This window comes from Halorussus pelagicus (assembly GCF_004087835.1).
Lineage (GTDB): Archaea > Halobacteriota > Halobacteria > Halobacteriales > Haladaptataceae > Halorussus > Halorussus pelagicus.
Genome location: NZ_CP035119.1, coordinates 912,050 through 936,823, shown reverse-complemented (window position 1 = coordinate 936,823; position 24,774 = coordinate 912,050). Strand labels below are relative to the sequence as shown.

General features: G+C 62.0%; 23 protein-coding genes and 1 pseudogene. 12 read left to right on the top strand and 12 right to left on the bottom strand.

What is annotated here, in order from left to right; all coding sequences use genetic code 11:
• Positions 1–24: 24 nt before the first annotated feature.
• Positions 25–1,284, bottom strand: a complete 1,260-nt coding sequence (locus EP007_RS04785) for a glycosyltransferase family 4 protein (protein ID WP_128476567.1) — start codon at positions 1,282–1,284, stop codon at positions 25–27.
• A 100-nt stretch (positions 1,285–1,384) separates the two neighbouring features.
• On the opposite strand from EP007_RS04785, the gene EP007_RS04780 reads away from it, so the two are divergent.
• Together EP007_RS04780 and EP007_RS04775 are read left to right on the top strand one after the other, a co-directional pair.
• Positions 1,385–2,365, top strand: a complete 981-nt coding sequence (locus EP007_RS04780; protein WP_128476566.1) for a GDP-mannose 4,6-dehydratase — start codon at positions 1,385–1,387, stop codon at positions 2,363–2,365.
• Positions 2,362–3,705, top strand: a complete 1,344-nt coding sequence (locus EP007_RS04775) for a nucleotide sugar dehydrogenase (protein WP_128476565.1) — start codon at positions 2,362–2,364, stop codon at positions 3,703–3,705. Before EP007_RS04780 ends, EP007_RS04775 begins: the two co-directional genes overlap by 4 nt.
• Before the next feature lie 50 nt (positions 3,706–3,755).
• Here EP007_RS04775 and EP007_RS04770 read toward each other — a convergent pair whose 3' ends face one another.
• The 4 genes and pseudogenes from EP007_RS04770 to EP007_RS04750 all read right to left on the bottom strand — a co-directional run bounded on the left by EP007_RS04770 (position 3,756) and on the right by EP007_RS04750 (position 10,432).
• Positions 3,756–5,039, bottom strand: coding sequence for a sugar transferase (locus EP007_RS04770; RefSeq protein WP_368408091.1), 1,284 nt, complete (start codon positions 5,037–5,039; stop codon positions 3,756–3,758).
• A 202-nt stretch (positions 5,040–5,241) separates the two neighbouring features.
• Positions 5,242–8,247: a LamG-like jellyroll fold domain-containing protein gene (locus EP007_RS04765; RefSeq protein WP_166035436.1), complete on the bottom strand. Its 3,006-nt coding sequence runs from the start codon at positions 8,245–8,247 to the stop codon at positions 5,242–5,244.
• Between the two features lie 108 nt (positions 8,248–8,355).
• Positions 8,356–8,764 (bottom strand): annotated as a pseudogene (locus tag EP007_RS04760) (hypothetical protein).
• Positions 8,765–9,445: 681 nt separating this feature from the next.
• Positions 9,446–10,432 (bottom strand): SDR family NAD(P)-dependent oxidoreductase, encoded by a 987-nt coding sequence (locus EP007_RS04750; RefSeq protein WP_128476562.1) that lies wholly within the window; start codon positions 10,430–10,432, stop codon positions 9,446–9,448.
• 340 nt (positions 10,433–10,772) lie between these two features.
• On the opposite strand from EP007_RS04750, the gene EP007_RS17330 reads away from it, so the two are divergent.
• Complete coding sequence (locus EP007_RS17330; RefSeq protein ID WP_166035434.1) at positions 10,773–10,937, top strand: HVO_A0556 family zinc finger protein; 165 nt, start codon at positions 10,773–10,775, stop codon at positions 10,935–10,937.
• A 409-nt stretch (positions 10,938–11,346) separates the two neighbouring features.
• Here EP007_RS17330 and EP007_RS04745 read toward each other — a convergent pair whose 3' ends face one another.
• Positions 11,347–12,510 carry a tubulin/FtsZ family protein gene (locus tag EP007_RS04745; RefSeq protein ID WP_128476561.1) on the bottom strand — a complete coding sequence of 388 codons (1,164 nt, stop codon included), beginning with the start codon at positions 12,508–12,510 and terminating at the stop codon, positions 11,347–11,349.
• Positions 12,511–12,812: 302 nt separating this feature from the next.
• Between EP007_RS04745 and EP007_RS17750 the strand changes: the two genes are divergently transcribed.
• Both EP007_RS17750 and trmY read left to right on the top strand, forming a co-directional pair.
• Positions 12,813–13,043 carry a hypothetical protein gene (locus EP007_RS17750; protein WP_208023539.1) on the top strand — a complete coding sequence of 77 codons (231 nt, stop codon included), beginning with the start codon at positions 12,813–12,815 and terminating at the stop codon, positions 13,041–13,043.
• A gap of 45 nt (positions 13,044–13,088) precedes the next feature.
• Entirely contained in the window at positions 13,089–13,685 is a 597-nt protein-coding gene (gene trmY / locus EP007_RS04735) for a tRNA (pseudouridine(54)-N(1))-methyltransferase TrmY (RefSeq protein WP_128476560.1), read from the top strand.
• Positions 13,686–13,882: 197 nt separating this feature from the next.
• On the opposite strand, the gene EP007_RS04730 is transcribed toward trmY, so the two are convergent.
• On the bottom strand, positions 13,883–14,221 hold the full coding sequence (locus tag EP007_RS04730) for a cupin domain-containing protein (RefSeq protein WP_128476559.1): 339 nt from the start codon (positions 14,219–14,221) through the stop codon (positions 13,883–13,885).
• Between the two features lie 447 nt (positions 14,222–14,668).
• On the opposite strand from EP007_RS04730, the gene EP007_RS04725 reads away from it, so the two are divergent.
• The 6 genes from EP007_RS04725 (at position 14,669) to EP007_RS04700 (ending at position 19,323) form a co-directional block, all read left to right on the top strand.
• Positions 14,669–15,199: a DUF5817 domain-containing protein gene (locus EP007_RS04725; RefSeq protein ID WP_128476558.1), complete on the top strand. Its 531-nt coding sequence runs from the start codon at positions 14,669–14,671 to the stop codon at positions 15,197–15,199.
• Between the two features lie 170 nt (positions 15,200–15,369).
• Positions 15,370–16,626 carry a hydroxymethylglutaryl-CoA reductase (NADPH) gene (gene hmgA, locus EP007_RS04720; RefSeq protein ID WP_128476557.1) on the top strand — a complete coding sequence of 419 codons (1,257 nt, stop codon included), beginning with the start codon at positions 15,370–15,372 and terminating at the stop codon, positions 16,624–16,626.
• Between the two features lie 444 nt (positions 16,627–17,070).
• Complete coding sequence (locus EP007_RS04715; RefSeq protein ID WP_128476556.1) at positions 17,071–17,394, top strand: hypothetical protein; 324 nt, start codon at positions 17,071–17,073, stop codon at positions 17,392–17,394.
• Positions 17,395–17,497: 103 nt separating this feature from the next.
• Entirely contained in the window at positions 17,498–18,478 is a 981-nt protein-coding gene (locus EP007_RS04710; protein ID WP_128476555.1) for a ribose 1,5-bisphosphate isomerase, read from the top strand.
• Positions 18,479–18,526: 48 nt separating this feature from the next.
• The gene (locus EP007_RS04705; RefSeq protein ID WP_128476554.1) at positions 18,527–18,715 is read left to right on the top strand and encodes a hypothetical protein; all 189 of its coding nucleotides are present in this window, start codon (positions 18,527–18,529) and stop codon (positions 18,713–18,715) included.
• A gap of 71 nt (positions 18,716–18,786) precedes the next feature.
• Positions 18,787–19,323 (top strand): DUF302 domain-containing protein, encoded by a 537-nt coding sequence (locus tag EP007_RS04700; protein WP_128476553.1) that lies wholly within the window; start codon positions 18,787–18,789, stop codon positions 19,321–19,323.
• A gap of 133 nt (positions 19,324–19,456) precedes the next feature.
• On the opposite strand, the gene EP007_RS04695 is transcribed toward EP007_RS04700, so the two are convergent.
• The 3 genes from EP007_RS04695 to EP007_RS04685 form a co-directional block, all read right to left on the bottom strand.
• Entirely contained in the window at positions 19,457–20,245 is a 789-nt protein-coding gene (locus EP007_RS04695) for an ABC transporter permease (RefSeq protein ID WP_128476552.1), read from the bottom strand.
• Complete coding sequence (locus tag EP007_RS04690; RefSeq protein WP_128476551.1) at positions 20,242–21,234, bottom strand: ABC transporter ATP-binding protein; 993 nt, start codon at positions 21,232–21,234, stop codon at positions 20,242–20,244. Before EP007_RS04690 ends, EP007_RS04695 begins: the two co-directional genes overlap by 4 nt.
• A 207-nt stretch (positions 21,235–21,441) precedes the next feature.
• Positions 21,442–22,230 (bottom strand): DUF2270 domain-containing protein, encoded by a 789-nt coding sequence (locus EP007_RS04685; protein ID WP_128476550.1) that lies wholly within the window; start codon positions 22,228–22,230, stop codon positions 21,442–21,444.
• A 178-nt stretch (positions 22,231–22,408) separates the two neighbouring features.
• On the opposite strand from EP007_RS04685, the gene EP007_RS04680 reads away from it, so the two are divergent.
• Entirely contained in the window at positions 22,409–22,915 is a 507-nt protein-coding gene (locus EP007_RS04680; RefSeq protein ID WP_128476549.1) for a hypothetical protein, read from the top strand.
• Between the two features lie 21 nt (positions 22,916–22,936).
• Here the strand turns inward: EP007_RS04680 and nucS are convergent, their stop codons facing one another.
• Entirely contained in the window at positions 22,937–23,725 is a 789-nt protein-coding gene (gene nucS / locus EP007_RS04675) for an endonuclease NucS (RefSeq protein ID WP_128476548.1), read from the bottom strand.
• 409 nt (positions 23,726–24,134) lie between these two features.
• Entirely contained in the window at positions 24,135–24,662 is a 528-nt protein-coding gene (locus tag EP007_RS04670; protein WP_208023537.1) for an AAA family ATPase, read from the bottom strand.
• Positions 24,663–24,774: the final 112 nt, after the last annotated feature.

The window sequence follows — 24,774 nt, the reverse complement described above, 5'->3', positions numbered from 1 at the left end:
GGCTCCCTCCCGGCACTTCAACTGCTACGTCACACCATGTCGTGACACGAGCGCTTTCAGGTCCCGTTCGTACTCCGCGGCAATGGCGTCCCAGGCGAAGTTTTCCCCGACGAAGTCGATTCCGTTCAAGCCAAACGTGGTTCGCCGGTCGGCATCGTCGTAAAGGTCCCGTACTGCATCGGCGAGGTCCTGCGAATTTTCTGGCTCCATCGTTACCCCTGCGTCCGCGTCGGTGAGGATGCGTCTGGCCTCACCCTTTACTCCAAGTACTATCGGCACCCCCGCGGCCATCGACTCGAACATCTTTGAGGGAATTACTGTCTTGAACAGTTCTCGATCCTTGAGATGTACCAGAGAGAGGTCCGAGACCGACAGGAATCCCGGGACCTCCTTCTTCGGTCGTCTGCCCGCAAAGACCACGTTGTTGAGCTCTCTCTCGGAAACCTGCGCCTGTAGCGTCTCGGCTTCTGCGCCATAACCGACGAACAGGAAGAGAACGTCGTCGTACTTCGATTCTTCTCGTAACTCCGCCGCCGCGTCGAGAATGACGGACAACCCATGCGCCCGTCCAATGGTCCCGATGTACGACACGACGAAGTGCTCGGAGAGCGATTGGTCGGAGAACTCGGGGTCGCCGGTGTCCTCGAAGAACGACACGTCTACGCCGTTCGGATGGTAGAGGACGTCCTCCGGAGATGCTCCGGCTGCTACTATCGACTCTTCGAACTTCTGCGACACGACGACGACTCGGTCAGCGTGTCGGTACAGGAACGACGATACCACTTCGAGTGACGAGTACAGTATTCTGTTATCCCCATCACCTACCGCCGCAATCGACTCCGGCCAAAGGTCTCTAACCTCGAAGACGAACTTGACGCGCCTCGTTCGAGCAATTACCCATCCTGATACGCCAGTGAAAAGCTGTGGCGACGTTGCGAGCACCACGTCCGGTTTCTCAAGACGAACCCCGATAAGGATCGAGACGATCATGAACCAGACGAACTTGAGTGCACGCCGAAAGAGACCGACGTTCGACGCGGGTAGCGTCTTGGTCATCACGACTTCGACGCCGTTTCGTTGCTCACGTTGAACCCACTCGTTCCGATAGCCGTCGTACACTTCGCCTTCCGGATAGTCCGGTGCCGACGTGAGGACCGTCACGTCGGCACCCCGTTCAGCCCATCGCTTCGTGAGCTCGTCGAATCGAGTCGCGGGAGCTCCGGTCTCTGGGGGAAAGTACTGGGTAACGATTAACAACGAAGCGGCGTCCTCAGAGTCCGCCATACAGAGTAGTGTTTAGGTCGGCTTAATGAGTCTTACCTTCTCTTAACTACGCCGTCGATGTTCGCCACAATTATAACGAGGTAGTGACTGAGAGCGAATAATGACACACCTAATCACGGGTGGCGGTGGATTTATTGGTTCCCACCTCGCCGACCACCTACTTGCGGACACTGACAACGACGTTCTCCTTCTCGACGATTTCTCTACGGGGGCGGAAACCAACATCGAACACCTGCGGGATCATTCTCGCGTCGAAGTTCTCCGCGCCGATGTCCGTGACAGAAACGCCGTCTTTGATGCCGTCGGACGGGCCGACTTGGTGTACCATCTCGCCGCCGCAGTCGGCGTCCAGCGAATCGTCGAGAACCCACTGGCGTCCCTCCAGACGAATCTCGAAGGAACAGAAAACGTCCTCGAAGCCGCCGCCGAAGACGGAACGCCGACCTTCCTCGCGTCCTCGTCCGAGGTGTACGGCAAGTCCGAGAACGTCCCGTTCAGCGAAACCGACGACGTTGTCTACGGTCGGACGACGGCACCCCGGTGGGGGTACGCGACCGCGAAGGCGACCGACGAGTTCCTCGCGCTCGCGTACCACGACGAGCGCGACCTTCCGGTCGTCGTCGGGCGCTACTTCAACATCGTCGGCCCGCGCCAGACCGGCCAGTACGGGATGGTAATTCCGACGTTCGTAGATCAGGCACTCGCGGGCGAGGACCTAACCGTCTACGGTGACGGGACCCAAACCCGGAGTTTCACACACGTCGCCGACGCGGTCGAAATCACGCACGAACTGCTCGAAACCGAGAGCGCCCACGGCGAGGTGTTCAACGTCGGTGCTCCCAACCCAACGTCTATCAACGAACTCGCCGAGCGCGTCATTGATCTCACCGATTCGGGCTCGGAAATTACTCACATCTCCTTCGAGGAGGCCTACGACGAGGACTTTGAGGAACCCGACCAGCGCGAACCCGACGTGACGAAACTCCGAGAGACGCTGGGGTGGGCACCGGAACCGGACCTCGACCGGATCCTCTCTGACGTGATCGAGGAGCGAACCGACAGAGAGGTGCCTGCCAGATGACCGACCTCCGGACGCGACTCGCCGAGAACCGCGCCCGAATCGGCGTCGTCGGCCTCGGCTACGTCGGCTTGCCCCTGAGTCTAGAGTTCGCGGAAGCGGGCTTCTCGGTCGCCGGGTTCGACATCGACAGCGAGCGAGTCGCGCTCCTTGAAGACGGCCAGAGCTACGTCGATGACGTGACTGATGAGCAACTCACGAACGCTCTTGAAGCGGGATTCACGCCTGATACCGACCCGACCGTCATCGCCGACTGCGACGCCTACGTCATTGCGGTCCCGACGGGTGTCTCGAATGGGGAACCCGAGATGGACGCCGTCCGGAAAGCCACTCAGACGATTGCGGCCCAATCTGGCGACCAAGACACGCTGGTCGTCGTCAGCAGCACCGTCTATCCGGGTGCAACCAACGACATGGTCACGCCGCTCCTCCACGACCACCGCGACCCCGACCGGACCTACGTCGCAATGGTTCCGGAACGGGTGAATCCCGGCGGCGACTATCAGATTGATGAGATCCCGCTTATCGTCGGAGCAGAGGACGAGGTCGCACGCCGTGCTGCCGGGACGCTGTTCGAGTCGATAGTGGGCGGGACTCACCGAGTCCAGTCCGCCACGACTGCCGAACTGGCGAAGACACTTGAGAACACCTACCGGATGGTGAACATCGCACTCGTCAACGAACTCACGGCGTTCGTCGAGCGGTTCGACGCCGACATCTGGGATGCCATCGAGGCCGCCTCGACCAAGCCTTTCGGCTTTCAGGCGTTCTATCCCGGTCCCGGTGTCGGCGGCCATTGCATTCCCATTGATCCGCAGTTCCTCACCTGGCGGGCGTCGGAACTCGGAGCCGAACTCTCGCTCATCAAGAACGCCCAGCGAGTCAACGAGTGGATGCCCTCTGTCGTAGTGAACCGCATCGAGCGCATTATCTCCGAGCGAAACATCAACATGAGCGAAGCCTCTATCGTCACTCTCGGCGTCTCCTACAAGCCAGACGTCGGCGACGTTCGCCATTCACCGGCCCTCGAAATCTCGCGGAAGCTCAACCAAGAGGCCGACGTCATTGCAGTAGATCCCCACGTTGAGGTGACTGACGAGCTAGCGGTCGTCCCGTCGGTCGCCGACGTACCTCTCGAACAGGCTGACATCGTTGCGCTCCTCGTGGACCATAGTGACTTCGACCTCGACGAAATCTCAAATCGCGCCTCGCTGGTCTTCGACGCGCGTAACGCAGTCCCGAGAGACAACCTCGCTGAGGTCGTCACACTGGGCGACGAAACCGAAGCGCGGTCCCCAACCGAGCGATTCGACTCGCCGGTCAACTCGGCGTCGAACCGATAGCAGGTTCCCGTGTGAAAATCCTTCGTCTTGTTGTCGGGCGGTTCGGGAAGTCAGCGATCAAGTAGTTCCTCAACGACCTGCCAGATTTGGCGGATGACGATTACCACGTCGAATTGAAGCGACTGCTTGCGGATGTACTCCACGTCGTACTCGATTTTCTTCGATGGTTCCTTGCCGGTGGCTTCGTTGATTTGGGCCAGTCCTGTCAGGCCTGGCTTGACGAACCACCGTTGCTTCCAGATGTTCACTTCCGAGACGTAATCCGGTTCGAGTTCCGTGATCGCCGGGCGCGGTCCGACGACGCTCATGTCCCCGACGAGGATAGACCAGAGCTGGGGTATCTCGTCCAAGTGGGTCTTACGTAGAAACTCGCCGAGAGGAGTCCGCCTGTCGCCCTCGATGTCCAGACTCACCTCGTCGTCTGGTTCGGGTTTTAGCGTCCGGAACTTGTAGATTTGGAAGATTCCGCCGAAGCGGTCCGTCCGATCCTGCGTGAAGAAGATGGGACCGTGTCCCTCGATTTTGATAGCGGTCGCAATTGTGAGAATGACGGGCGAAAGCGCTAACAGGGCCGTTCCAGCGAACGCCACGTCGAACAATCGCTTGAACGCTCGCTCCTGCCAGTCCCACGGTTCGAGGTCCACCTTGATGATGGAATCGTTTGTTTCGGGCGACGTTAGCACCGTCTCGGAGTGCTTTCGGGGTGCCATCGCGTGAATCCCGTACTCGTGGCAGGTGTGGAGCGTCCCGAAAAAGTCCGCTCTGTCGGGACGCTCAAACGCCAGGATTGCAGTGTCCACGTCGTGTTCGACGAGTACCTCGTCGAAACGCGATAGGCCTCCGAGATATTCAACATTGCCATCGGCTTCGCCGCTTCCATCGGCGAGCGCTCGCACGCCGCGGCGCTCGCTCCCGTCAGAGGCATACCGACTTGGCGGCGAGACGTAGCCAACGATTGGGACGTCAGTCGCGTCCAGCGCGTCGTGGACCTCCTCGGGGTTGTCTCCGACGACGATAGCCCGTTTGCTCTCGGTCGGTCGGTGACGGATAACGATGAACAGAGCCTGAAGGCCGACTACCAGTAGGACAGCAGTCCCGATTAGCGTAGTTCGAGGAAGGCGATAAGTATAGTCGAAGTATCCCACAGCCGCTAGCACGAGTCCTGCGAGGACAACTCGCTTCTGTACGAGCAGAATCATGTCGAGTATCCGCCGGGGCTGGGGCTTGAACAGCGGAGCAAAGCTCCCAACGACCACGACCACGGTCGTCGCTACCGCGAGTATCAGTTCTTCCCCAACCAGCACGTCAACCGGAAGCTGACGAAGTGTCGGCACGGTCGTTATCAGCGATTGCACCGAGAGATGATTCGATAGAAGAACCGCGCCGAGAGCAGAGAGAAGAGTCCCGACGAGACTCACAACTCGATACCGATATCCGGAAACCATCAGGCTATCTCCTTCGTTCAGTTAGCTTAAAGGCTTTGAACTCTCGATGTCTCCCGCGATTTTGGCGGTATCGAGAAGAGTGAGGGCTGAACTACTGGCCGGTCTCGCTTCCGCTGGACTCATCGGAACGGAACTCACGGATCTCCTCGGGCGACAGTCCTCGTTTCCAAACTCGCATCTCGTCGATGGTTCCGGGGTAGCCGTGGCCGACGACGAACGAGTCGTCGTTGCCAATAGTTCCGGTCCAGTCTGCTCGGTCTACTGCTTGTCCGTCCACGTACAGTGTCGCTTCCGTGCCGTTCCACATTAGTGTCGCGTGGTGCCACTTACCGTCGTCCACGCGTGGGCCTTGGACCTTCGCCGCGTTCGTTCCGTTCCCAACGACACCTATCAGCTGACCGCGAGCCATGGCGATCTGATACCCATCTGTCTTTCTGAAGGGAGTCACTTCGCCTTTGAGCGCGATTCGGGGATACTTCACGTCGTTTCGGTAATCGACACTCTGGTTGGTCCGGAACCACATGGCCATCGTCACACTCTCGTTCGCGTCGAGACTCGGAGAGTCATCCGTCTGTAATTTCTGGGTCTTGTTGAGCACGATGGCATTCCCGTGACGGCTCTCGACCCACTTCGCACTACCAGCGGTTAGATGGTTTCCGGAGCGAACGTCGTAGGCCGTATCGTCGGTAGGATCGTCGAACGGCCAGTACGCTCCCGAATCGCCGAGTAAGTTCATTTGCGTACCTGCTCGGACCTCGCGTTCCGAAACTTCGACCGTCTCACCGCCGATTTCGTACGTCCCTGGGTACGGAACTGTCACCTCGTACACGCCGAGCTCGTTGACCGAGATTGCCCTCTCGTACATAAACGAAGCGCCTTCGATGTCTATTTTTTTCTCGATAGTCAGCGTCGTATTAGGCTTAGCCTCTCCGGTAATGGAGACTCCAGGAACCAGTGTAAACACCTTCACTGACCCGTCTTCGCTGGCGTACACCGCCCGGTAGTGACCTGCTCCGCGTTCGCCGTTCGGCCCGACACTTCCGAACCGTTTGTGAAGTCGTGCATAGTTCGACTCCGGCAGGGCTTCGCCGTTGAGGTCGAGGTTCTTCGTGACGAGGAATCCGACCCTGTCGCTCAGTCGATTGTACTCTGCCTCGGGGTCGTGAGACGAGAGAAACTTTTCGTAGTTTCGCTCGGCGAAGGTGTATGACTTCGCCTCATCGTTCACGAAGTAGTTGTACATCCGATTGCGCCCCCACTTGCTCAACACGTAGTTCTCGGGGTACTCCAGACCCCGATCTTCGGCGTAACTGCCCATCCACACCGCCGCATCGACCTTATCGTCGTCTATTTTCACTTGTTCGTTGCGGACGCCGGTTTGGACCGCGCCAGCGCTGGATACGAACAGGAACAGCACAGCGAGGGCGACGATAGTACCTCGGTCTGGCAACCCGATCGATTCGACGCCACCGTCGGCGCTCTGGGACTGTTTGTTCGCTCTACTGCGAGCGAACGACGGCCCCGTGACTATGTTAAGTTTCGCCCCGAGCACGACGAATGCGTATCCGGCTAGTATCGCGACAAAGGGTGTGAACTCTCCGACGAATCGGCGCTGCAGCGTTGCCAGTACGAGGAAGTACCACCCGTAGACGCAGACGACAACCCACTCCGTGTGGTCGCGCCGGTACACGCGCCAACTCGCCCATCCAAGCATTGGCAACGCCAGAACCCACGCGAATCCGAGTTCGAGTATCGGCCCGAGGAGGATGCCGCTAGGTCCGCCAGCGAACATCGACCTATTTTCGGCGATACCGGTTCTGAACAGGAGGAAGTCGATCTGGTAGTTCAACACTGAAGCGTACGACGGGAGGAAAGAGAAAATGAGCGCGAGGCCGCTCAGCGCACCCGCGACTTCCGCCGTGCCGAGGACGTATGCGGGCATGCCGACGCGGCGGACTGCCTCGCCGAGTAGCGAGATGGCCGCGACACCGACGAGCAAGAGAACCGGCGAGTAAGCCACGACATCGGTGTGCCAGCCGAACCCTGCGTGCGCAAGGTGAGAGAGTACCGAGGCGAGCGCCAGTCCGGCAAGTACAGGTGCAGTAGTCACGAGCGGCGAGCGGTCGGCCCGTACGTCCGCGATTGCTCGGGAGGCGACGTAGACGCCGAGCGCACCGACGAGGAGCGGTCCAGCCTCCCACGCCAAAACCTGTCCAGCCACCGCTACTCCGAGAATGGCTGACCAGAGCAACGTTCGGGGCCTTTGGAGGCTTTCGCGGTCCACGTCGGCCAGCACGACCAGCGTGAGGGCAGTCAGTACAAGCCACGGGTAGTCGAAGGCATGGTGGTCGGCGAATCCGAGACCGGTCCGATAGGCGAACGCGGGACTCACAGCGAGGAACGCGACCGAGGCTAATCCCACTCGACGGTCACCTGTCACCCGGACTGCTAGCGCGTACACCAACAGACTAACCACGAGTGCCGACACAACGGGATACCACGCTAACACCAGTCCTGAAGCATCTGCGCCACCGAGGAGGTTTGTCAGCCACCAGAGCGTAGCGACCGTCAGGGGTTCGCCCTTCTCCACAGCAGTGGGAAGTCCGGAGAGGACGCTGAAGTCGAAGACGCCGGTAGCGTTTACGGCAAGTTGGTCAACCCAATAGCGATAGTAGTAGGGGTCGTTTGAGGGAAGGACGACGTACTCGCCGCGGAAGACGCTCGGATAAATGTACGTCCGCATCAGGAGGACAAACGCCAGCACGGTTCCGAGCGCGCCCGCTTCGACCCGCGACACTGAGGGAAGCGAGAGGTCGGGCATCGTTGGTCCACCGCCGGAGTCGTGTTTGGTGGCTTTCTCGCTCTCGCCGTCGAGACTCGCCTGAACTGCTTGTGGGTCGGCGATTTCGTACTCGTCGCCGTCCTTCACAACGATGCCCTGCGAGACGAGTTCGCCAAACGTTCCCGAGTCGAGCGGAACTTCCTCGAAGGTCCAGTTGTCAGCACGCTCGTCTACTGCGAGGACTTCGCGGAGGTCCGATTCAAGATCGGGTTTCTCCGCGAGGAGGTCGTCAGTCGCCTCGCGTACGTCAGTCATGGTGGCGAAATAACGGGACTGGCGCATAAACCCTGCGACACTCGCTGACGAACATCTATGAATAAGAATTTCTTCAGAGTCCACAGTAAACCTCTACTTTCGTATATTTTAAGTTTGGAATGAATTGCGCCAGACGGCGAAGGCTTGCAACCATGATTCTGCTGTTTCTAGCTCGTCGTTGCGGAATGCATTCGAAGACAAAGAAGCTCGCCGCTTTACCTCGCGGAAAGACGAAATTCGTTCGTCGCAGGATTGATTGCGGCGTACAGCAAGCACCGCTCAGCATTGACCCGAATCACCGTCTCGTCCACTGCGATCTGATTCGGTACAGTGTCGCTGGTCGGCTGTACATCGGCTTTCTGTACTCAATTGTTGATGGCAGTGCGACTCCGTCCGACACCCAACTTCTCAAGTTCTTGTTTGGTATTCGAAAGTGAAAGTCCCGCCAAATAGAGACGGATAGCTACTTCAATCGCAGGCCGGGTGTCCGCTCTCACTCCACAAATGCCAAGTCAATACACGGACTAGAACGACTGGGGCAGTTGTTTTGGTCATGAAACAACCGAATCACGACTGCCTCATCGTTAACTGAACACGGTCCCCGGAACCCTACAAGATCTAATGCAAAAACAGCGGTCTACACCTACTCATACAGCGTAAATTCCGGGGAAACAGCCGATTTGTAGGCCTCCATTTGGGAACCTTGCGAACATCTTGCGGTCAAATACACGAACTCAACGGGGTGTAGAAACAGTCCGTAAATACCGACCGGAGTCCGAAATTATTCCCGAGACGCCGACTCTGGGTCCAACCGCTGAGTGAACTGGTCGAGTCCGAGCGTTGCGGGGAATAGGACACCGCCAGCGTACAGAGACGACTGTGGATCGGTAGCCAACTTTGAGAGATACCTACCCCGTACCCGACGAAGACACTCACGTAGCCCAGTACTGGGGTCGTCCAGCCGATGCCCGTGACGCCGCCGAGGCGGTGAAGCGTCTCGCTATCGAGATCCATATTCATCCTCCGTTCGCGCAGTCAATTCGGCGTCGTGGTTCACCTGCTGGCTCGCATAGCAGGGCGGGCCGAGACCACCGTCGCTAGCGCGACAAGAATAATCATATTATCTATAAATAAAAATATAAATATGTTATTTTGTAATATTTTAAATAGGTATTGGATCAGCGTAACGGGTAATGTATTAGGACCCTAATGAGAGCTGTTCGTACCAGTCTCGGTTCGCTCGGTACCACTCGGTGAACTGCTCGACGCCCTCCCGGATGGTCGTCGTCGGTTCGTAGCCGATTCGCTCGCTGGCCTTCGAGATGTCAGCGTGGGTGTGTTCGGCGTCGGCGTCGTTGCGCTCGCCGTACTCCAACTCCAGTTCGGGCGCGAGTTGGTCCCGAATCTCCTCGGCTAGCACGCGAATCTCGATGTTGTCCGTACTCCCGACGTTCATCGCTTCGCCGTCGGCGGCGTCGGTCTCCAAGAGGGTCCGGTTCGCCTCGACCACGTCGCCGACGTAGGTGAAGTCCCGCGTCTGGGTGCCGTCGCCGTAGATGACCGGCGGTTCGCCGTTCATACACCGCGAGACGAAGTTGCTGATGGCCATGTTCGGCCGCATCCGCGGGCCGTAGACCGTGAAGTACCGGAGCGAGACGGTCGGGAGTCCGTACACCTCGTTGTAGACGCGGGTGTAGTGTTCCTGTGCCACCTTCGACGCGCCGTAGGGACTGACCGGCGTGTTCGGGTGCTCCTCGTCGTAGGGCAGATACTCGGGCTTGCCGTACACCGACGAGGAACTGGCCACGACGACGCGCTCGGTTGCAGAGTTCCGCGCGGCCTCCAACACGTTGAGCGTGCCTGAGACGTTGATGTCGTTGACCTTCTGGGGTTCCTCGACGCTAGTCCGGACGCCCGCCTGCGCGGCCTGATGGAAGATTACGTCGGCGTCGCCGACTTGTTCGTCCACGACTTCCTCGTCGCGGATGTCTCCCCTGACCAGTTCGTACGACCCGTTGCTCTCGGCGGCCGCTTCGCGGGCCGCCTCGACGTTGTGTTCCTTGATGCCCGTGTCGTAGAACGGGTCGAAATTATCGAGCGCGACCACATCGTGGCCGTCGCGGGCGAACCCCTCAGCGAGGTGGCCGCCGATGAACCCCGCACCGCCGGTAACGAGTATTCGCATTAGAAGTACCGGGCAACACCGGTTCTCAAAAAGCCATTGGACGTAACCCCACGTTTCGTTTACGTATATTCTACTTAACTGTTATTTTGGCTAGATATGGGCGCTGTATCCCCACCCTACTCCGCTCCCCTCGGTCGCTCTGTTGGGGGTGGGGCTTAACGCCTATATCCAGCTAAAAACTCCGAGTCCGTGAACACCAACGCGCCCACGACCTCGACACCGCGGCAGAACTCGTCGGCGAGCACAACTGAAACCCCGCTGAGGCAGCGACCCTGACGGCGTATCAACTTTTGTAGCATTTTCGGTGCTTTCATATACCACGGTCGTTCTGTTCCGAACAATGCCACAGGTAACTTCGCAAGACGCGTCGGATGCGGTCCTCGGTGCGCTCGTCGGCGACGACTGTAGTTGGTGCGCGACGGGCACGTTGGTCCGCGAGGAGTTCAAGGGCGACGCTGCGGTCGTCTGTGTGGAATGTGGCACGCCCGCCGCTCGTGTCTGGTAGGCCGTTCGTCCCCTCCACCGCGAATTTCATAGATATCGGTCACTGATATTCTGTTGTTTTTTTCGACCGCAGCTCGCCGTCTCAACGGTGCTGGTTTACCGTTACCCCCGTCTATGGGCATATGCGGACCGACTACGAGACCGTCCAACTTGCCGAAGCCGCCTACGAGAAACTTCAGAGCCAAAACCTCAACGACGAAACGCTTTCTGAGACCGTCAAACGGTTAGCGACGGAACGTCCGACTCAAGACTTCGCGGGACAGTTCTCCGACGAAGAAACCGAAGCGATTCCGACGACAAGGACGAAGAGTTACGAGAGCTATTTGGAATATTCACGGCGGCAAAACTGGTGAAAAAAGTATTGACTTCTAACCCAAACCAATCGAGCGGATTTTTCTTTCGCTGGGACCTCAGAACAACGCTTCCAGTTCGTCGCTGTCGTCTCGGACCAGACTCTCCAGATTCTCGTCGCGCTCGGCGTCGATATCGTCGATGTTGTCCTGCGTCTCGACGGCAACGTCCTGCAACGCCTCGACTCGCGGCACGTCCGTGACGCCCGAAAGGAGCGTGACCGCCCCGACGCGGTCAGTGTCGGCGACGGGGTAGTCGCCGCCCCGGACCTCCATGCTCGCGGTTTCGTTCTCCAGCCACTGGCGGCCGCGCTCGATGCCCTTCCGGTTGAGGTGGTCTTGGGGTCCGCTCACGACGACCAGCGAGCGGTCCGTGCTTCGGACCTCGCAGGGCAGGGTGAGTCGCCCGAGCGCCGCCTTCCGGACGAGGCTGGTGATGCGGTTGGTCGTCTCGGTCGCGTCAAGGTCGTCCTCGGAGAACCGCCCGAGTAGGCCGCCGCCCGCCGTCTCGACCTGCTCGGTGGCGTAGCCGACCGTCGAGATGCCGCCAGAGGAGAGCGTGTTGATGATTTCGCTGGAGTCCACGACACTCTCGGCGACGGCTTGGCCCTCCCGTACCTCGCCCGCCGAGAAGAGGATGCCGAACCGCCGGACGATTTCCTCGTTGATGCGGTCGTACCCGCCGCGGACCGACTCGCCGGTCTCGCGCCACGCGTCGTTGTCGAACACGAGCAGGTTGTCCACCTCATCCACGAAGGTCTTGAACGACCGCGCGGCGTTCAGCGTGTAGATGCCGCCCTCGTCCTCGGCGGGCAGGATGCCCAGTCCGTAGACGGGTTCGGTGTAGATGCGCTTGAGGTGGCGAGCGAGGACGGGCGCGCCGCCCGATCCGGTTCCGCCGCCCATCCCCGCGACGACGAGGAACGCGTCGATTTCGTGTACCGCCACGTCGTCTAGTGCGCCCTGAATCTCGTCGATGTCCGCCTCGGCGATTTCCGCGCCCAACTCGTTGTCCGCGCCGACGCCGTGGCCCTTCACGCGGGCCTGTCCGATGAGGATGCGGTTTCGCTCGGGGACGTGTTCGAGTCCCGCGAGGTCCGCCTTCGCGGTGTTGACCGCGATGGCCGACCTGACGACCCCGCTCCCCGTCTCCCGGTCGTATTCGACGAACTTGTCCACTATCTTGCTTCCTGCCTGCCCGAAGCCGATCATTGCGAGCTTCATGTTTTGGTGCCTCCCTAACGCCGATGTCCGCGAGTTACCCGACGACTGACCGCGAGTCGCGGCGGGCTTATCGGCTGTACTTCGTCAGGTCGGCGGTCTTACCCATAGTTATACGGCGGCACACGGGGTTTCAGGCGGTGCCATACGGTCTCGGGGCAGTGTTCGGTTCGGTCGCTCGACCGCCGTAAGCGACGCCTGACATGCTGTTTCTTCGGTTAGTCAAGGGCAGATACATCCTCGCTAATAGGAGATAGTCTAAATAGTCGGAAAGTATTTGTAGCGGCGTCAGGTGGAGCTATAATATGAGCGAGGATGATTCGCTGGAGAAAATCCCCGGTCCGGCCGACGAGCGTTCGGTCCACAATAAGTATCGACTGGTGGAACTTCGAGAAGATTTCAAACTCGTTCAGATACCCGACGACCCACTCGAAGCACTTCGTTCGGCCGCAAGCGAGGAGTTCGAGTCGGTATCTGTGATGGAATTGCAGGACTTCGAACCTCAAGTGAGATACGAAGAAACAGACAGCAAGTAATTCCCTTCCGACGCGCGTATTATCCTCGCCCGACAACCCCCTGCCATGCGCCAGTTCATCGTCCTCGGTCACGACGCCCCGACGACGCCCGACTTCTCGCTCGACGACCTCGCGGGCGGCGCGGGCCGCCTCGACGTGCTGTGTCGGTGCGTCAACTCCGCCTTCTTCCTCTCGCACGCGATTCGGGAGGACGTGGAGGTCCACCTCGTTCTGCAAGACGAAGTGACGGTCCGGTTCGAGGGGTCGGACCTCCGGCGACTCAATCCCGACGAGCGAAGCACGGCCGCCCTGATTCGCAACGCGCTCGAAGAGAAAGGCGAGGCCATCGGCCACATGGAGACCGAGAGTTCGCCCGGCGTCCACATCTCCAAGCGCGGCTTCGAACCGGTGCTGGAGGAGGCGGCGCGAAAGGGAACCGTGGTCGAACTCCACGAGGACGGCGACCCGGTGGTGGACGTAGCGCCGCCAGAGAACCCCGTCTTCGTCCTCTCGGACCACCACGATTTCGAGTCCAAGGAGGCCGACCTGCTCGCGGACGCCGCCGACCGCCGCGTGCGACTCGGCCCGGAACTGCTCCACGCCGACCACGCGATTACGGTGGCGCACAACTACCTCGACACCGAGGGATTCGCGCGCTACTGAGTGTTTCGGAGGTTCGCGGCGCGGGTGCGGTTGTGGTGTGGTATGATTGCGGTGCGGTTGGGGCGAAGTTGCGGTACGGTTGCGGTGCAGTTGCGGCGCAGTTGCGGTGACTCCTCGGCGTCGGCAGTCGCTCGCTCCGACTCCGCGTTTCACTCCGAGGCTACCCGCCGAGCAGAATCCCTGCGAAAAGTCGCTATTCAGTCCTTCCAGTCGGGGTTCTCTCGCGGTGGGCTGAAGATGTCCACGCCCTCGACGGGCACGTCGCCGCGGTTCTCGGCGGCGTGGGGTTCGCCGCCGGGGATGGCGTAGGAGTCGCCTGCACTCACGTCGCGTTCCTCGCCGTCCACGAGAAAAGTTAGCGTCCCCCGCGTGATGTAGCCGGTCTGTTCGTTGTCGTGGCTGTGTTCGGGCACTTCCGCGCCGGGTTCGATGTCGAAGTGCTGGACGTTCATCTCGTCGGCACCGGCGAGCAGCGAGAGGTGGACGCCTTCGACGGCCTCGGTGGACGCTTCGGCGTCTTTGGGTACGATTTCCATGGTTAGCTGTATCGAGGACGGCCGGGCACCTAAAGGTTCGACTACGGGAAACGTGGGCTGGGGAATGGGTATGTGGCGGCGTCGGGGAACTTGGAGGGTCGCGGACATGGGTTACGTCAAGCGGACGACGCCGGAAGTGCAGAGAGGCGAGTAGCTAGCTTCAGGCTTGAGCTAATCATACTGCACAGCACCGTGACCGCACCGCCCCGCACGGGCCTCACGCCTCCCCAACCTCCTCACTCCGTCGCTCCGCTCAGTCGTTCGTCCCTCGCGCGGAAGGGGGCGGCACAGTCGCGCCGCGCCGGAAGACAACCCGCGTCTTCCGAGCCGTCGTTCACGTCCGTTCACGACGCCAGCGCGCGCCGGGAGAAAACGAATGACCACCACACAGCGACCGAACCGTTCCCAGACCGAACATTCACGTCCGAAAAAGCCCGACCACTGACCATGTACGCCGTCGTAGGGTGTAGCAACTGTCAGGCGCTCAAAATCGTCGAGGGACGCCCGGAGACCACCAAGTGCCCCCGGTGTGGCAAGCGCCGGAAGTTCGAGAAGTTGAAGAAATTCGTGGAGACCGACGACGAGGACCACGCCCGCGAAGTCCGGTCGTCGATGCTCGCCAACCGGCAAGGCGAGGGCGAGGCGTTCGCGGAGTTGGACTCGTTCACGGAGATGGAGTCCCGAGTCGATGATGCGGGCGTCTCCGACGAGGAGTTCCTCGAAGCGTCGGGCATCGACACCGACGAGGTGCAGGCGGCCGCCGACCGCGTCGAGAATCGGTCGGCCAGCACGCGCGGGACCTCCCGGAAGGAGACCGTGCTGGCGGCTCTGCGAGAACTCGACCGGCCGACCGACGAGGAGGTCGTCACCTACGCGAGCGAAGAGGGTGTTCCCGCAGACTACGTCCGCGACGCGCTGGAGAAGTTGGTGCGGCGCGGTGAGGTCAGCGAGAGTCGCGGCCGCTACCGGTTGCTCTGAAGGCGGTATTTCGGAGAAAACAATTTTGCGACGCCGACGTACCATCGTCCCAAACGGTCCCGCGGTGGTGGGGCGCGAGGTGGGGAGGACAGCAGGGATAGAAACGAATCGGCCTCGCGTTCCCGGCCCGAATGAGAACTGTTAGGGGCCGCGCCCGCCATCGCCCGGACATGACCGACGACTCCGCCGGGAGCGATTCGGACGCCACCGCCGCGAGCGACCCCGACGCGCTGGCCGAGCGCGTGCGCGAGGGCGAACTGCGACTCCACGAACTTGACGACCACGCCGATGCCGAGACCGCCGCGACGGCCCGGCGACGCCTACTGGAAGCCGAGACCGACGCCGACCTCGACACCGTCGGCGACTACGCGCTCAACGCCGAGCAGGCCGCCGACGCGAACGTCGAGAACATGGTCGGCGCGGCCCAGATTCCGATGGGCGTCGTCGGCCCGGTGCAGGTCGCGGGCGGCGCGGCCGACGGCGAGTATTACCTGCCTCTCGCTACGACGGAGGGCGCGCTACTGGCGAGCGTTAACCGCGGGCTATCGGTCATCGCAACCGCTGGCGGTTCGGACGCCCGCGTTACCGACTCGGGCATGACCCGCGCGCCCGTTTTCCGCGTCGCGGGAATCGCCGAGGCCGAGCAGGTCGTCTCGTGGGTCGGCGAGAACGCTGACCGACTCCGGGAGGCCGCCGAATCGACCACGAGCCACGGCGAACTCCTCGACGTGGACCCCTACGTCGTCGGCGACTCGGTCTACCTGCGGTTCGTCTACGACACCAAGGACGCGATGGGGATGAACATGGCCACCATCGCCACGCGCGAGGCCGCGGAGGTCGTGGAAAGCGAGACGCCCGCCTTGCTCGTCGCGCTCTCGGGCAACCTCTGCTCGGACAAGAAGCCTGCCGCCATCAACGCCGTCGAGGGCCGCGGTCGGAGCGTCACTGCGGACGTGAAAATCCCGCGCGAGACCGTCGAACAGCGCCTCCACACCACGCCGGAGGCAATCGAGGAGGCCAACACCCGGAAGAATCTGGTCGGGAGCGCGAAGGCCGGGAGTCTCGGGTTCAACGCTCACGCCGCGAACGTCGTCGCCGCGGCGTTCCTCGCCACCGGACAGGACGCCGCGCAGGTTGTGGAGGGGGCCAACGCCATCACCACCGTCGAGGCGCGCGAGGACGCGCTGTACGCCAGCGTCAGCCTCGCCAGTCTGGAGGTCGGCACGGTCGGCGGCGGTACGAAGCTTCAGACCCAGTCGGAAGCGCTCGACGTTCTCGGTCTCCGCGGCGGCGGCGACCCCGCGGGAAGCAACGCCGACGCGCTCGCCGAAATCATCGCCGTGGGCGCGCTCGCGGGCGAACTCTCCTTGCTCGCGGCACTGGCCTCGCGCCACCTGTCGAGCGCCCACGAGGACCTCGGCCGGTAGCGCGACGGCCGCCCAGACCGCGGGGACGCGCTCGGTGCGACGTTCCACCAGCGAACGCTCGGTGCCCCAACCCACCGGAACGCGCTCGGCGCGACGGACGACCGTTTGGGTGGACTGAAAGGGGCCGTCCGGTCGCGGGCTGTAGGCCCGTGGTCGTCTCAGCGACCGTCTCGTGAGCGAAGCGAACGAGACCTCGGAAGTCGCAGCCCGCGTGGTTCGAGAGCGTCGCTCTCGTCATCCCAAAAATCTCCGATTTTTGGAGACAGCGCAGCGAGCAGGACCGTCTTCCGGCCGCGAGCCGACGGGGGGCTTTCTAAATCTGCGTCACTCCGTGTCTGTCGCTCACTTACCCGAGGTCGCCACTCTCTGTCCGTCATTCACTTCTTCGAGGTCGTCACGTATCCGGTAGCCACAAAAGCGAGCGGTCCCAAGACGGACGTAGCAATGGTCTCGGCCGCCACAGTCATCGGATTCCTGCTCATCATGGTCGTCAACACCGTCATCGCGGCGGTCTCCATCCGCTTTTTCCGCCTTCGACTCACGACGCAGTGGGGCGCGGTGGTGTACACCGCCGTCTTCATTCCGCTGGTGTACGTCGTCACGACCATCGTCCTGTCGGGCGTCGTCGGGTTCGGCGGGAGCGGGGTTCAGGACCGGGGAACCGCGCTCGTTCTGGTCTGGGTGATTCCGCTCACGCTGGCGGTGTCGCTCGAACTCTTCTGGATGCCCGCGCCCGACGAGGTCGAAATGCCCGAGCGGACGCGGTGACCGCCGTCGCGTCGCTCCGCCCTCTCGTTTTCCGGTCCGCTCGTCGTTCCACCTACTCTCCCGACCCGTTCGCTTTTGCCCCCCTAGCCCGTACCCGGCGGACATGACCAGCACCGACTCCGAACTTCACGAGAGCGTCGAGGCGGCCGCCGCCGACATCGCCAGCATGGAAATTCGCGGTGCGGCGACCATCGCCGACGCCGCCGCCGACGCGCTCGCGGCCCAAGCCGAGGACAGCGACGCCGACGACCCCGAGACCTTCCGCGCGGAGATGCGCTCGGCGGGTCGCCGACTCCGCGAGACCCGACCGACCGCAGTCAGTCTCCCCAACGCGCTCCGGTACGTCCTCCGCGGCATGGAGGGCGAGACGGTTCCCGACCTCCGGGCGTCCGTCGTCGAGAGCGCCCGCGAGTTCCGGCGGGAACTCGACCAAGCGCAGGCGAACCTCGGTCGAATCGGCGCGAACCGCCTCCGCGACGGCGACACCGTGATGACTCACTGCCACTCGACCGACGCGCTCTCGTGCGTTGAGAAGGCCCTCGAACAGGGCAAGGAGATAGAGGCCATCGTCAAGGAGACCCGGCCGCGCAAGCAGGGCCACATCACCGCGCGCCAACTCCGGGAGTGGGACGTCCCCGTCACGCTCGTCGTGGACAACGCCGCCCGCCGGTATCTGGACGAGGCCGACCACGTCCTCGTCGGCGCGGACTCCATCGCGGCCGACGGGTCAGTCATCAACAAAGTCGGAACGTCCGGTCTCGCGGTCAACGCCCGCGAGCGCGGCGTCCCCATCATGGTCGCGGCCCAGACGCTCAAACTTCATCCGGACACGATGACGGGCCACACGGTCGAAATCGAGATGCGCGACGAGCGCGAGGTCCTGACCGCAGACGAGCAGGTCGAAATCGACGGCGAGGCGGACGGCGACGACTTCGCCGTCGAGAACCCCGCGTTCGACGTGACCCCGCCGCGCTACGTCGATGCCATCGTAACCGAGCGCGGGCAGTTCCCGCCCGAGAGCATCGTGACGCTGATGCGCGAGATGTTCGGCGACCAGCAGGGTGGCGAGCCGTGGGAGGAATGACTTAGTAGTCTATTTCAGTTTGCTTCACACAGCTAAAGAGAGAACTCCATGAGCGACGCTCCGCGGAATCTGATGAAAGAACTTCTAGAGGACGTTAGAGAGTTATACATCGAAGAACACGGTGAGGAGCCGACAGAGGAGTTTATCGAGGAAGCACGGAAGAAAATCGTCCAAGATGTCGCACAGCAGAACCGCGACGCCCACCGCGACATCTACGACGCACTCGCCGACGAATAGCGCGAAACGTCGGTTTCTCCGGAGAACGCACCGGATAACTTTCCATCGGAGCGCCGTCGTCTCGGTGAATCATGAACGACACGAAGCGACGCCGGTTCCTCCGGGCCACGCTCGCGGGCGCGGGCCTCACACTCGCAGGCACCGCGGCCGGACAGGAGACCACAACCAAATCCGGCGAGACGACGACCGAGGGCGACGAGACCACCACTACGCCGACCACCGACGCGGGCCTCGTCACCGTCACGAGCAACGAGAGCGTCGGCGCGACCGTCGATAGAATCGAGGAGGATATCGAGGACAACGACGACCTGATTCTGGTGACGACCGTTGACCACGCACGCAACGCCGAGAACGCGGGACTCGACCTGCGACCGACGAGGCTGATTCTGTTCGGGAACCCGAATCTGGGCACGCAACTGATGGCGGTCTCCCAGACCGCGGGCATCGACCTGCCACAGAAACTGCTCGTCTGGGCGGACGAGGACGGGTCAACGAACGTGACCTACAACGACCCGCGATGGCTGGCCGAGCGCCACGACATCGAGGGACACGACGACGTGCTGAATACGATTTCGAACGCGCTGGAGGCGCTGGCGACCGGGCGATAGCGACGGCGAGAACCCATCGAAGCCTGCGAAACGCGACTTATCGGGAGCGCGAAGCGAGAAACGTCGGATTTCTCCCGGTGGGCAGTTGTTCGGAGAGTCGAGCAGTCGGGCGACCAGTCGAGCAATCAGTCCATCAGTCGGTCAGTCCGTACCCGCGCTTGAACAGCGCGATGTCGAGCGCGAGGACGGCCGCGGTCAGCGCAGACAGCACCGCGAGCGACCAGTTGGGGTCCACCTCCGAGACGCCCAGAAAGCCGTATCGGACGCCGTTGACCATGTAGACCATCGGGTTCAGCATCGAGAGTTCCTGATACGGCGAGGGGAGTTCCCGGATGGCGTAGAACACGCCGCCGAAGAAGACCAGCGGCCGGACGATGAACTGATTCATCATCGTGAGGTTGTCCCAGTCGTCGGCCCAGAGACCGACCACGACGCCGAAACTGGCGAATAGCAGGCTGACGACCAGTCCGAACGCCGCGAGGTAGAGCGGTTTTGCGACGCCGACGGAGGTGAAGAACGCGCCGATGACCGCGATGAGCGACCCGACGAGCAGGCCACGGGTCGCGCCCGCGACGATGTACGCCGCGACCATCCGCGAGTAGGACATCGGCGACGTGAGCGTCTCCTCGATGTAGTCGTTCCAGCGCCCGTGAAAGACCGAAAAGGAGGCGTTCTCGAAGGCGTTCGAGATGGCTCCGAGGACGACCAACCCCGGCAGGATGAACAGGATGTAGGGAATCGGGTCGCCGCCACCGCCGATGCTGATTTCACCCACGCGGTCCCCGAGGATGACCCCGAACACCGAGAAGTAGAGGACGTTGGTGACGAACGGCGGAATGAACGTGTTTCGGGGCCGCCGGAGGAAGCGCAGAATCTCGCGGCGCGCGAGCGTCTTGAACCCGGTGAGTCCGGGGAAACTCACTCCGAGACACCTCCGTCGGCCGCGACTGCTTCCGCGGACTGGTCGCTCCCGCCCTCTCGGGTCATGTCCACGAACACCTCTTCGAGCGAGGTCCGAGAGATGCCCAAATCCACGATTTCGAGACCTGCGCGGTCGAGCGCCCGCACGAGGTCGGGCGCGACGAGTCCGCCCTGCGTCGCGGTGACGACCAACTGGTCGCCGTCGAGTTCGACGCTCTCGACCTCACCGTCGGTCGCGCCAGCGCCTGAGAGCATCGGCAAGTCGGGCACGCTCGCGGGAGCGTCCCGGAGCGTCACCCGAATCTCGTCCGGTCCGCGGTCCATCAGTTCCTCGGGTGTCGCCACGGTCAGTAGATTTCCGGAGTCGAGAATCGCCACCTCGTCGCAGAGGCGTTCGGCCTCCTCGATGTAGTGAGTCGTGAGCAGAATCGTCGTCCCCGACTCGTTGAGTTCGGTGATGAGGTCCCAGAGGTCGTGGCGCAGTTGCACGTCCACGCCTGCGGTCGGTTCGTCCAGAATCAGCAGGTCGGGGTCGGTGATGAGCGCCCGCGCCAACATGAACCGGCGCTTCATGCCTCCGGAGAGCCAGTTGAATCGGGTGTCTCGCTTGTCGTAGATGCCGACCTGCTTCAGCACCTCGTCGGCGCGCTCGCTGGCCTCGTCGGCCGGAATCCCGTGGTAGCCAGCCTTGTGCTCCAAGACCTCCCGAACCGGGAAGAAGTGATCGACGTTGAACTCTTGGGGCGCGAGACCGATGGCGTCGCGGGCCTCGCGGTAGTCGTCGTCCACGTCGTGGCCGAACACCTCGGCCCGGCCGCCGGACCGCCGGACGAGTCCCACGAGGATATTGATAAAGGTGGTCTTGCCCGCGCCGTTCGGCCCGAGCAACCCGAAGAAACTCCCCTCGGGAACTGACAGCGAGACGCCGTCGAGCGCCTGCACACCCTCGTACTGCTTGCGAAGGTTCTCGACTTCGATGGCGGCAGTCATCGCCGAGTCGTAGACGAGTCACGGCGAAAAAGCCGTTGGTAGCGGCCGAAACCTGTTGAATCCTCCCGTCGGAACTCGTCGCTTCGCTCGTTGAGATCGTCATAGTAATGAACGAGGTTCGGAAATTCGACTATATGGACAGACGAAGACTCGGTCGTATTCTCATTGCGACGTTCATCGTCAGTGTGACTTTCAGGTACGCTGGCGTCACCGTTGCTTGCGGTAGTCGGCGGTCCGGAGTTCGTCGCGGGCGTGCCACGTCCGCGGGCGGAGTGCGACCCCGACCGCGGCAATGTACGCGACGAACACGACCGCGGTCACGGCGAGACCCGGAATCTGGCCGACGGCGGCGCTCGCGGGCCACGGTCGGGGGTCGAACGCGCCGACACGGATGACCCACGCGCCGAGAAGCACGGTGAACAGCGGGAGATAGACTCGGCGAAGTCGATGGGCCAGCGCCTCTTCGGCGGTGATTTTGACGGTCGGCGTCCGGTAGTCGTTGGCGAGTCGAGTGCGCCAGTCGCCGTCCACGAGACTCTTCGAGGGGTCGAGACCGTAGGCCCAGACGTTCTCCTGTAGCGTCCGGACCCGCGAGCGCCACACGTCGTAGGCGCGGTAGCGCCGGGCCTCGATAACCAGAAAGAGACTCGTCGCGGCCGCGCCGACCAGCAGGACGTAGTGGGGGTTGCCCGCGCTGGAGAACGCCCACGTCAAGACGCCCGCCATGACGAGGACGGCCCAGTTGGTCGTCTTGTCGAGGCGCTCGCGCCAGAGTTTCATCCGGTGGATTTCCCCCCGGTAGAGGTGGGCCATCGCGGAACTCGGTCCCATATCGGCGTCGAGCAGGCCCCGCCCGACATCCGCGCCGTCGGGTGACGAGCGGTCGTCGTCGGGCGCGGCGGCGTCACGCGGCGACTCGGTGTCGGAGTCGGACCGGTCGGTATCGGGCGACTCGGTGCCACCGTCCGGCGGGAGGTCAGCTACGTCCTTGCTCATCGTTTCGGGCCACCTCGGAGCATTTAGTATTGTATAGTAATCGGTTTACTATACAAAACAGTTCCGCCCGGTGGGCGGTCGGCGACATCTTCGAACTACGAAGGCGGTACGCTTGTTATACCTAAACATGCATTCAAGATACAGAATTTTATCATGTTATAGAAATACTACAAATAGTATGAACGCAGAGCCACTCGAAACGTGGATAGACACCTCCGGTTCCGGATTGGAATCTCTGTTACATCATCCACTTCTCAACCCGCCCTACGGCTACGTGATTGGGGTGGTTCTCTGGCCAGTCTTTCTCTCGATTCTATCCGTATGGGGCCTGTTGATGTCTAGCCTCCCCTCGTCCGTCGTTACTCCCGGTGGTCTGGCCCTCGGCGTCGGAGGTCCCGTGGTGACGAGCATGAGTTCGGCACTCGTGATGGGTGCAACCGCCTGGAACACCCCACGCGAGCGTATTCGTCGGCAGTTCGCACTCCTGTCTCTATCTTTCCTTCTCGCAGTACCGCTGTTCGGTCTGTATTTCGACTGGCCAACGATTCCCTACGGACGCGAATTGGGGTTGAGTGTCTTTGCCGCACACGAACTGTCGAAAATCGTCCTTCTCGGTCCGGCAATTGGAGTTGCGTTCCTGATATTTCCTCTACTAATGCTCGGGGACAGGTCTCACCGCGAATGAATGGAACCTCTCACGCGCGACTCAGAAGTCGGTCAGTTTCGCCTCGGTCGCGCCCTTGGCGTCGGTGTCGAACGCGGAGAGTTCGACAAACTCCAAGCCGTTGTCCCGGAGCGCGCGCCGGACGCGCTCGGATGCGTCGGGCGCGACGAGCATCCCGCGGACCTCGTCGTTTTCGGCGGTGACACTCTCTCCCCGAGACGACGCCTCGCCGTCCCGATAGAGCGAGACGTAGCGCTGTAACTGGTCGAAGTGGTTCAACGTCGCCTGAATCCGTTTGACTTCCACGACGACGGGGGTTCCCGACTCGTCGCGCGCGAAGAAGTCGATGAACCCGTACTTACTCTCGCGCTCGTGGTCCACGATTCGCAGGCCCTCTTCCAGCACCTCGGGATTCGCCTCGATGTACTCGTGCATCTCGGCCTCGGTGCCCGACTCCTCGTAGGTGGCACCGTCGGTGGCGTCGAAGCGCGTCAGACCGTGGGCGTCGAGGATTCGCGCCTCGACGCGCTCGGTCGGATTCGTGCGCCGAGCGAGCAAGACTGCATCACCCTCACTCTCGCGTGCGGAGACGGTTCCCCCGCCGGGCATCCAGTTGACGGGCTTGTGGCCGGTCGGTTGGTGGACCAGAAACGTGCCGTCGGGCTTGGCCACGAGGATTCGGTCTCCCGGTCCGAGGTGGCCGGAGGTCCGGCCTTCGTACTCGACTTCACAACGCGCCTGCACGGTCAGCATCGCGCCGTCCCGGAACGCCGCCTTCGCCTCGCTGACGAGGGTTTCGGGGTCGGGCGCGTCGATTTGCTCGGCGACCATCTCTTTGCTCGGTGGTCGGTAGCGGCGTAAAAAGGTAGTGGATTCGCGGTTACGGAAATCGGTCTGTACAAGCGTCGGAGAATCGGTCGTCGGTGGGTTAGCGAGTGGAATCTGTGGGGTCAGTTCGGCAAGCAGAATCTGTGAGGTCGATTTGGTGAATAGAAGCTAGCTACAGGCTTGAACCACTCATACCGCACCCGCCCCGCACAGCACTGCGCCGCATCAGCCTCACGCCTCCCCAACCGATTCGCTCGCCCCCTCACTGCGTTCGGTCGTTCGCTCATCCCTCGCGCGGTTGGTGCGACGGCGCAGGTGCGCCGTCGCACCCGCACGCGCCGAGTAGTTAGAGACAGATAGCTCTCGACGGCCGAAAGTCACCGCCAGAGGCCACCGACCCACGGCCAGCGAGTCAGAACCGTTCTTCGACCTGTCGGCGCGTCTCGGCCGCGCTCTCGGAGTTGTCCACCGTCAGGTGGTCGTCGGAGACGGCGTCGAACTGCTCGCGGTACATCGCATGAATCTCGAAGTCGGCGTCGCTGGCGTCGTCCTCGCGGCTTTCGATTCGCTCCCGGACGACCGACTCGTCGCACTCGACTTTGACCAGTCGGAACCGGGCGTCCAGCGACTCGGCGAGTTCGAGCGCGCGCTCGCGGTCGGCGGCGTCCTTGAACGTCCCGTCGAGGACGACGCTCCGGCCCGCTTCGACGGTGTCGCCCGCGCGCTCGAACAGTTCGCGGTAGACCATCCGGCCCTCCTCTTCGGTGTAGTCGGGGTCATCGAGGATGTCCTTGCGAACTACGTCGGTCCGGAGGAGTCGCCCGTCGAGTCGCTCGGCGACATCCTCGGCGACCGTCGTCTTGCCGACGCCCGGAAGGCCACAGACCACGACGAACTGCGGCGTCTCCTGTCGTGCGTCGAGCGGTTCCATTTCAGACATCGCCACCACCAACCACCCCTACGTTCGTTGTCGCGCGAATGCGAGTCATCTCAACTACTGTAACCCACGAAGCCAACTCCTTATCAATGTAGGGTAAAGGAGTCCGCAGCCA

Bases quoted from the DNA above. Each gene is read 5' to 3' on its own strand.
- EP007_RS04785 (WP_128476567.1), bottom strand. From the start codon at position 1,284: ATGGCGGACTCTGAGGACGCCGCTTCGTTGTTAATCGTTACCCAGTAC.
- EP007_RS04780 (WP_128476566.1), top strand. From the start codon at position 1,385: ATGACACACCTAATCACGGGTGGCGGTGGATTTATTGGTTCCCACCTC.
- EP007_RS04775 (WP_128476565.1), top strand. From the start codon at position 2,362: ATGACCGACCTCCGGACGCGACTCGCCGAGAACCGCGCCCGAATCGGC.
- EP007_RS04765 (WP_166035436.1), bottom strand. From the start codon at position 8,247: ATGACTGACGTACGCGAGGCGACTGACGACCTCCTCGCGGAGAAACCC.
- EP007_RS04750 (WP_128476562.1), bottom strand. From the start codon at position 10,432: ATGCGAATACTCGTTACCGGCGGTGCGGGGTTCATCGGCGGCCACCTC.
- EP007_RS17330 (WP_166035434.1), top strand. From the start codon at position 10,773: ATGCCACAGGTAACTTCGCAAGACGCGTCGGATGCGGTCCTCGGTGCG.
- EP007_RS04745 (WP_128476561.1), bottom strand. From the start codon at position 12,510: ATGAAGCTCGCAATGATCGGCTTCGGGCAGGCAGGAAGCAAGATAGTG.
- EP007_RS17750 (WP_208023539.1), top strand. From the start codon at position 12,813: ATGAGCGAGGATGATTCGCTGGAGAAAATCCCCGGTCCGGCCGACGAG.
- trmY (WP_128476560.1), top strand. From the start codon at position 13,089: ATGCGCCAGTTCATCGTCCTCGGTCACGACGCCCCGACGACGCCCGAC.
- EP007_RS04730 (WP_128476559.1), bottom strand. From the start codon at position 14,221: ATGGAAATCGTACCCAAAGACGCCGAAGCGTCCACCGAGGCCGTCGAA.
- EP007_RS04725 (WP_128476558.1), top strand. From the start codon at position 14,669: ATGTACGCCGTCGTAGGGTGTAGCAACTGTCAGGCGCTCAAAATCGTC.
- hmgA (WP_128476557.1), top strand. From the start codon at position 15,370: ATGACCGACGACTCCGCCGGGAGCGATTCGGACGCCACCGCCGCGAGC.
- EP007_RS04715 (WP_128476556.1), top strand. From the start codon at position 17,071: ATGGTCTCGGCCGCCACAGTCATCGGATTCCTGCTCATCATGGTCGTC.
- EP007_RS04710 (WP_128476555.1), top strand. From the start codon at position 17,498: ATGACCAGCACCGACTCCGAACTTCACGAGAGCGTCGAGGCGGCCGCC.
- EP007_RS04705 (WP_128476554.1), top strand. From the start codon at position 18,527: ATGAGCGACGCTCCGCGGAATCTGATGAAAGAACTTCTAGAGGACGTT.
- EP007_RS04700 (WP_128476553.1), top strand. From the start codon at position 18,787: ATGAACGACACGAAGCGACGCCGGTTCCTCCGGGCCACGCTCGCGGGC.
- EP007_RS04690 (WP_128476551.1), bottom strand. From the start codon at position 21,234: ATGACTGCCGCCATCGAAGTCGAGAACCTTCGCAAGCAGTACGAGGGT.
- EP007_RS04685 (WP_128476550.1), bottom strand. From the start codon at position 22,230: ATGAGCAAGGACGTAGCTGACCTCCCGCCGGACGGTGGCACCGAGTCG.
- EP007_RS04680 (WP_128476549.1), top strand. From the start codon at position 22,409: ATGAACGCAGAGCCACTCGAAACGTGGATAGACACCTCCGGTTCCGGA.
- nucS (WP_128476548.1), bottom strand. From the start codon at position 23,725: ATGGTCGCCGAGCAAATCGACGCGCCCGACCCCGAAACCCTCGTCAGC.
- EP007_RS04670 (WP_208023537.1), bottom strand. From the start codon at position 24,662: ATGTCTGAAATGGAACCGCTCGACGCACGACAGGAGACGCCGCAGTTC.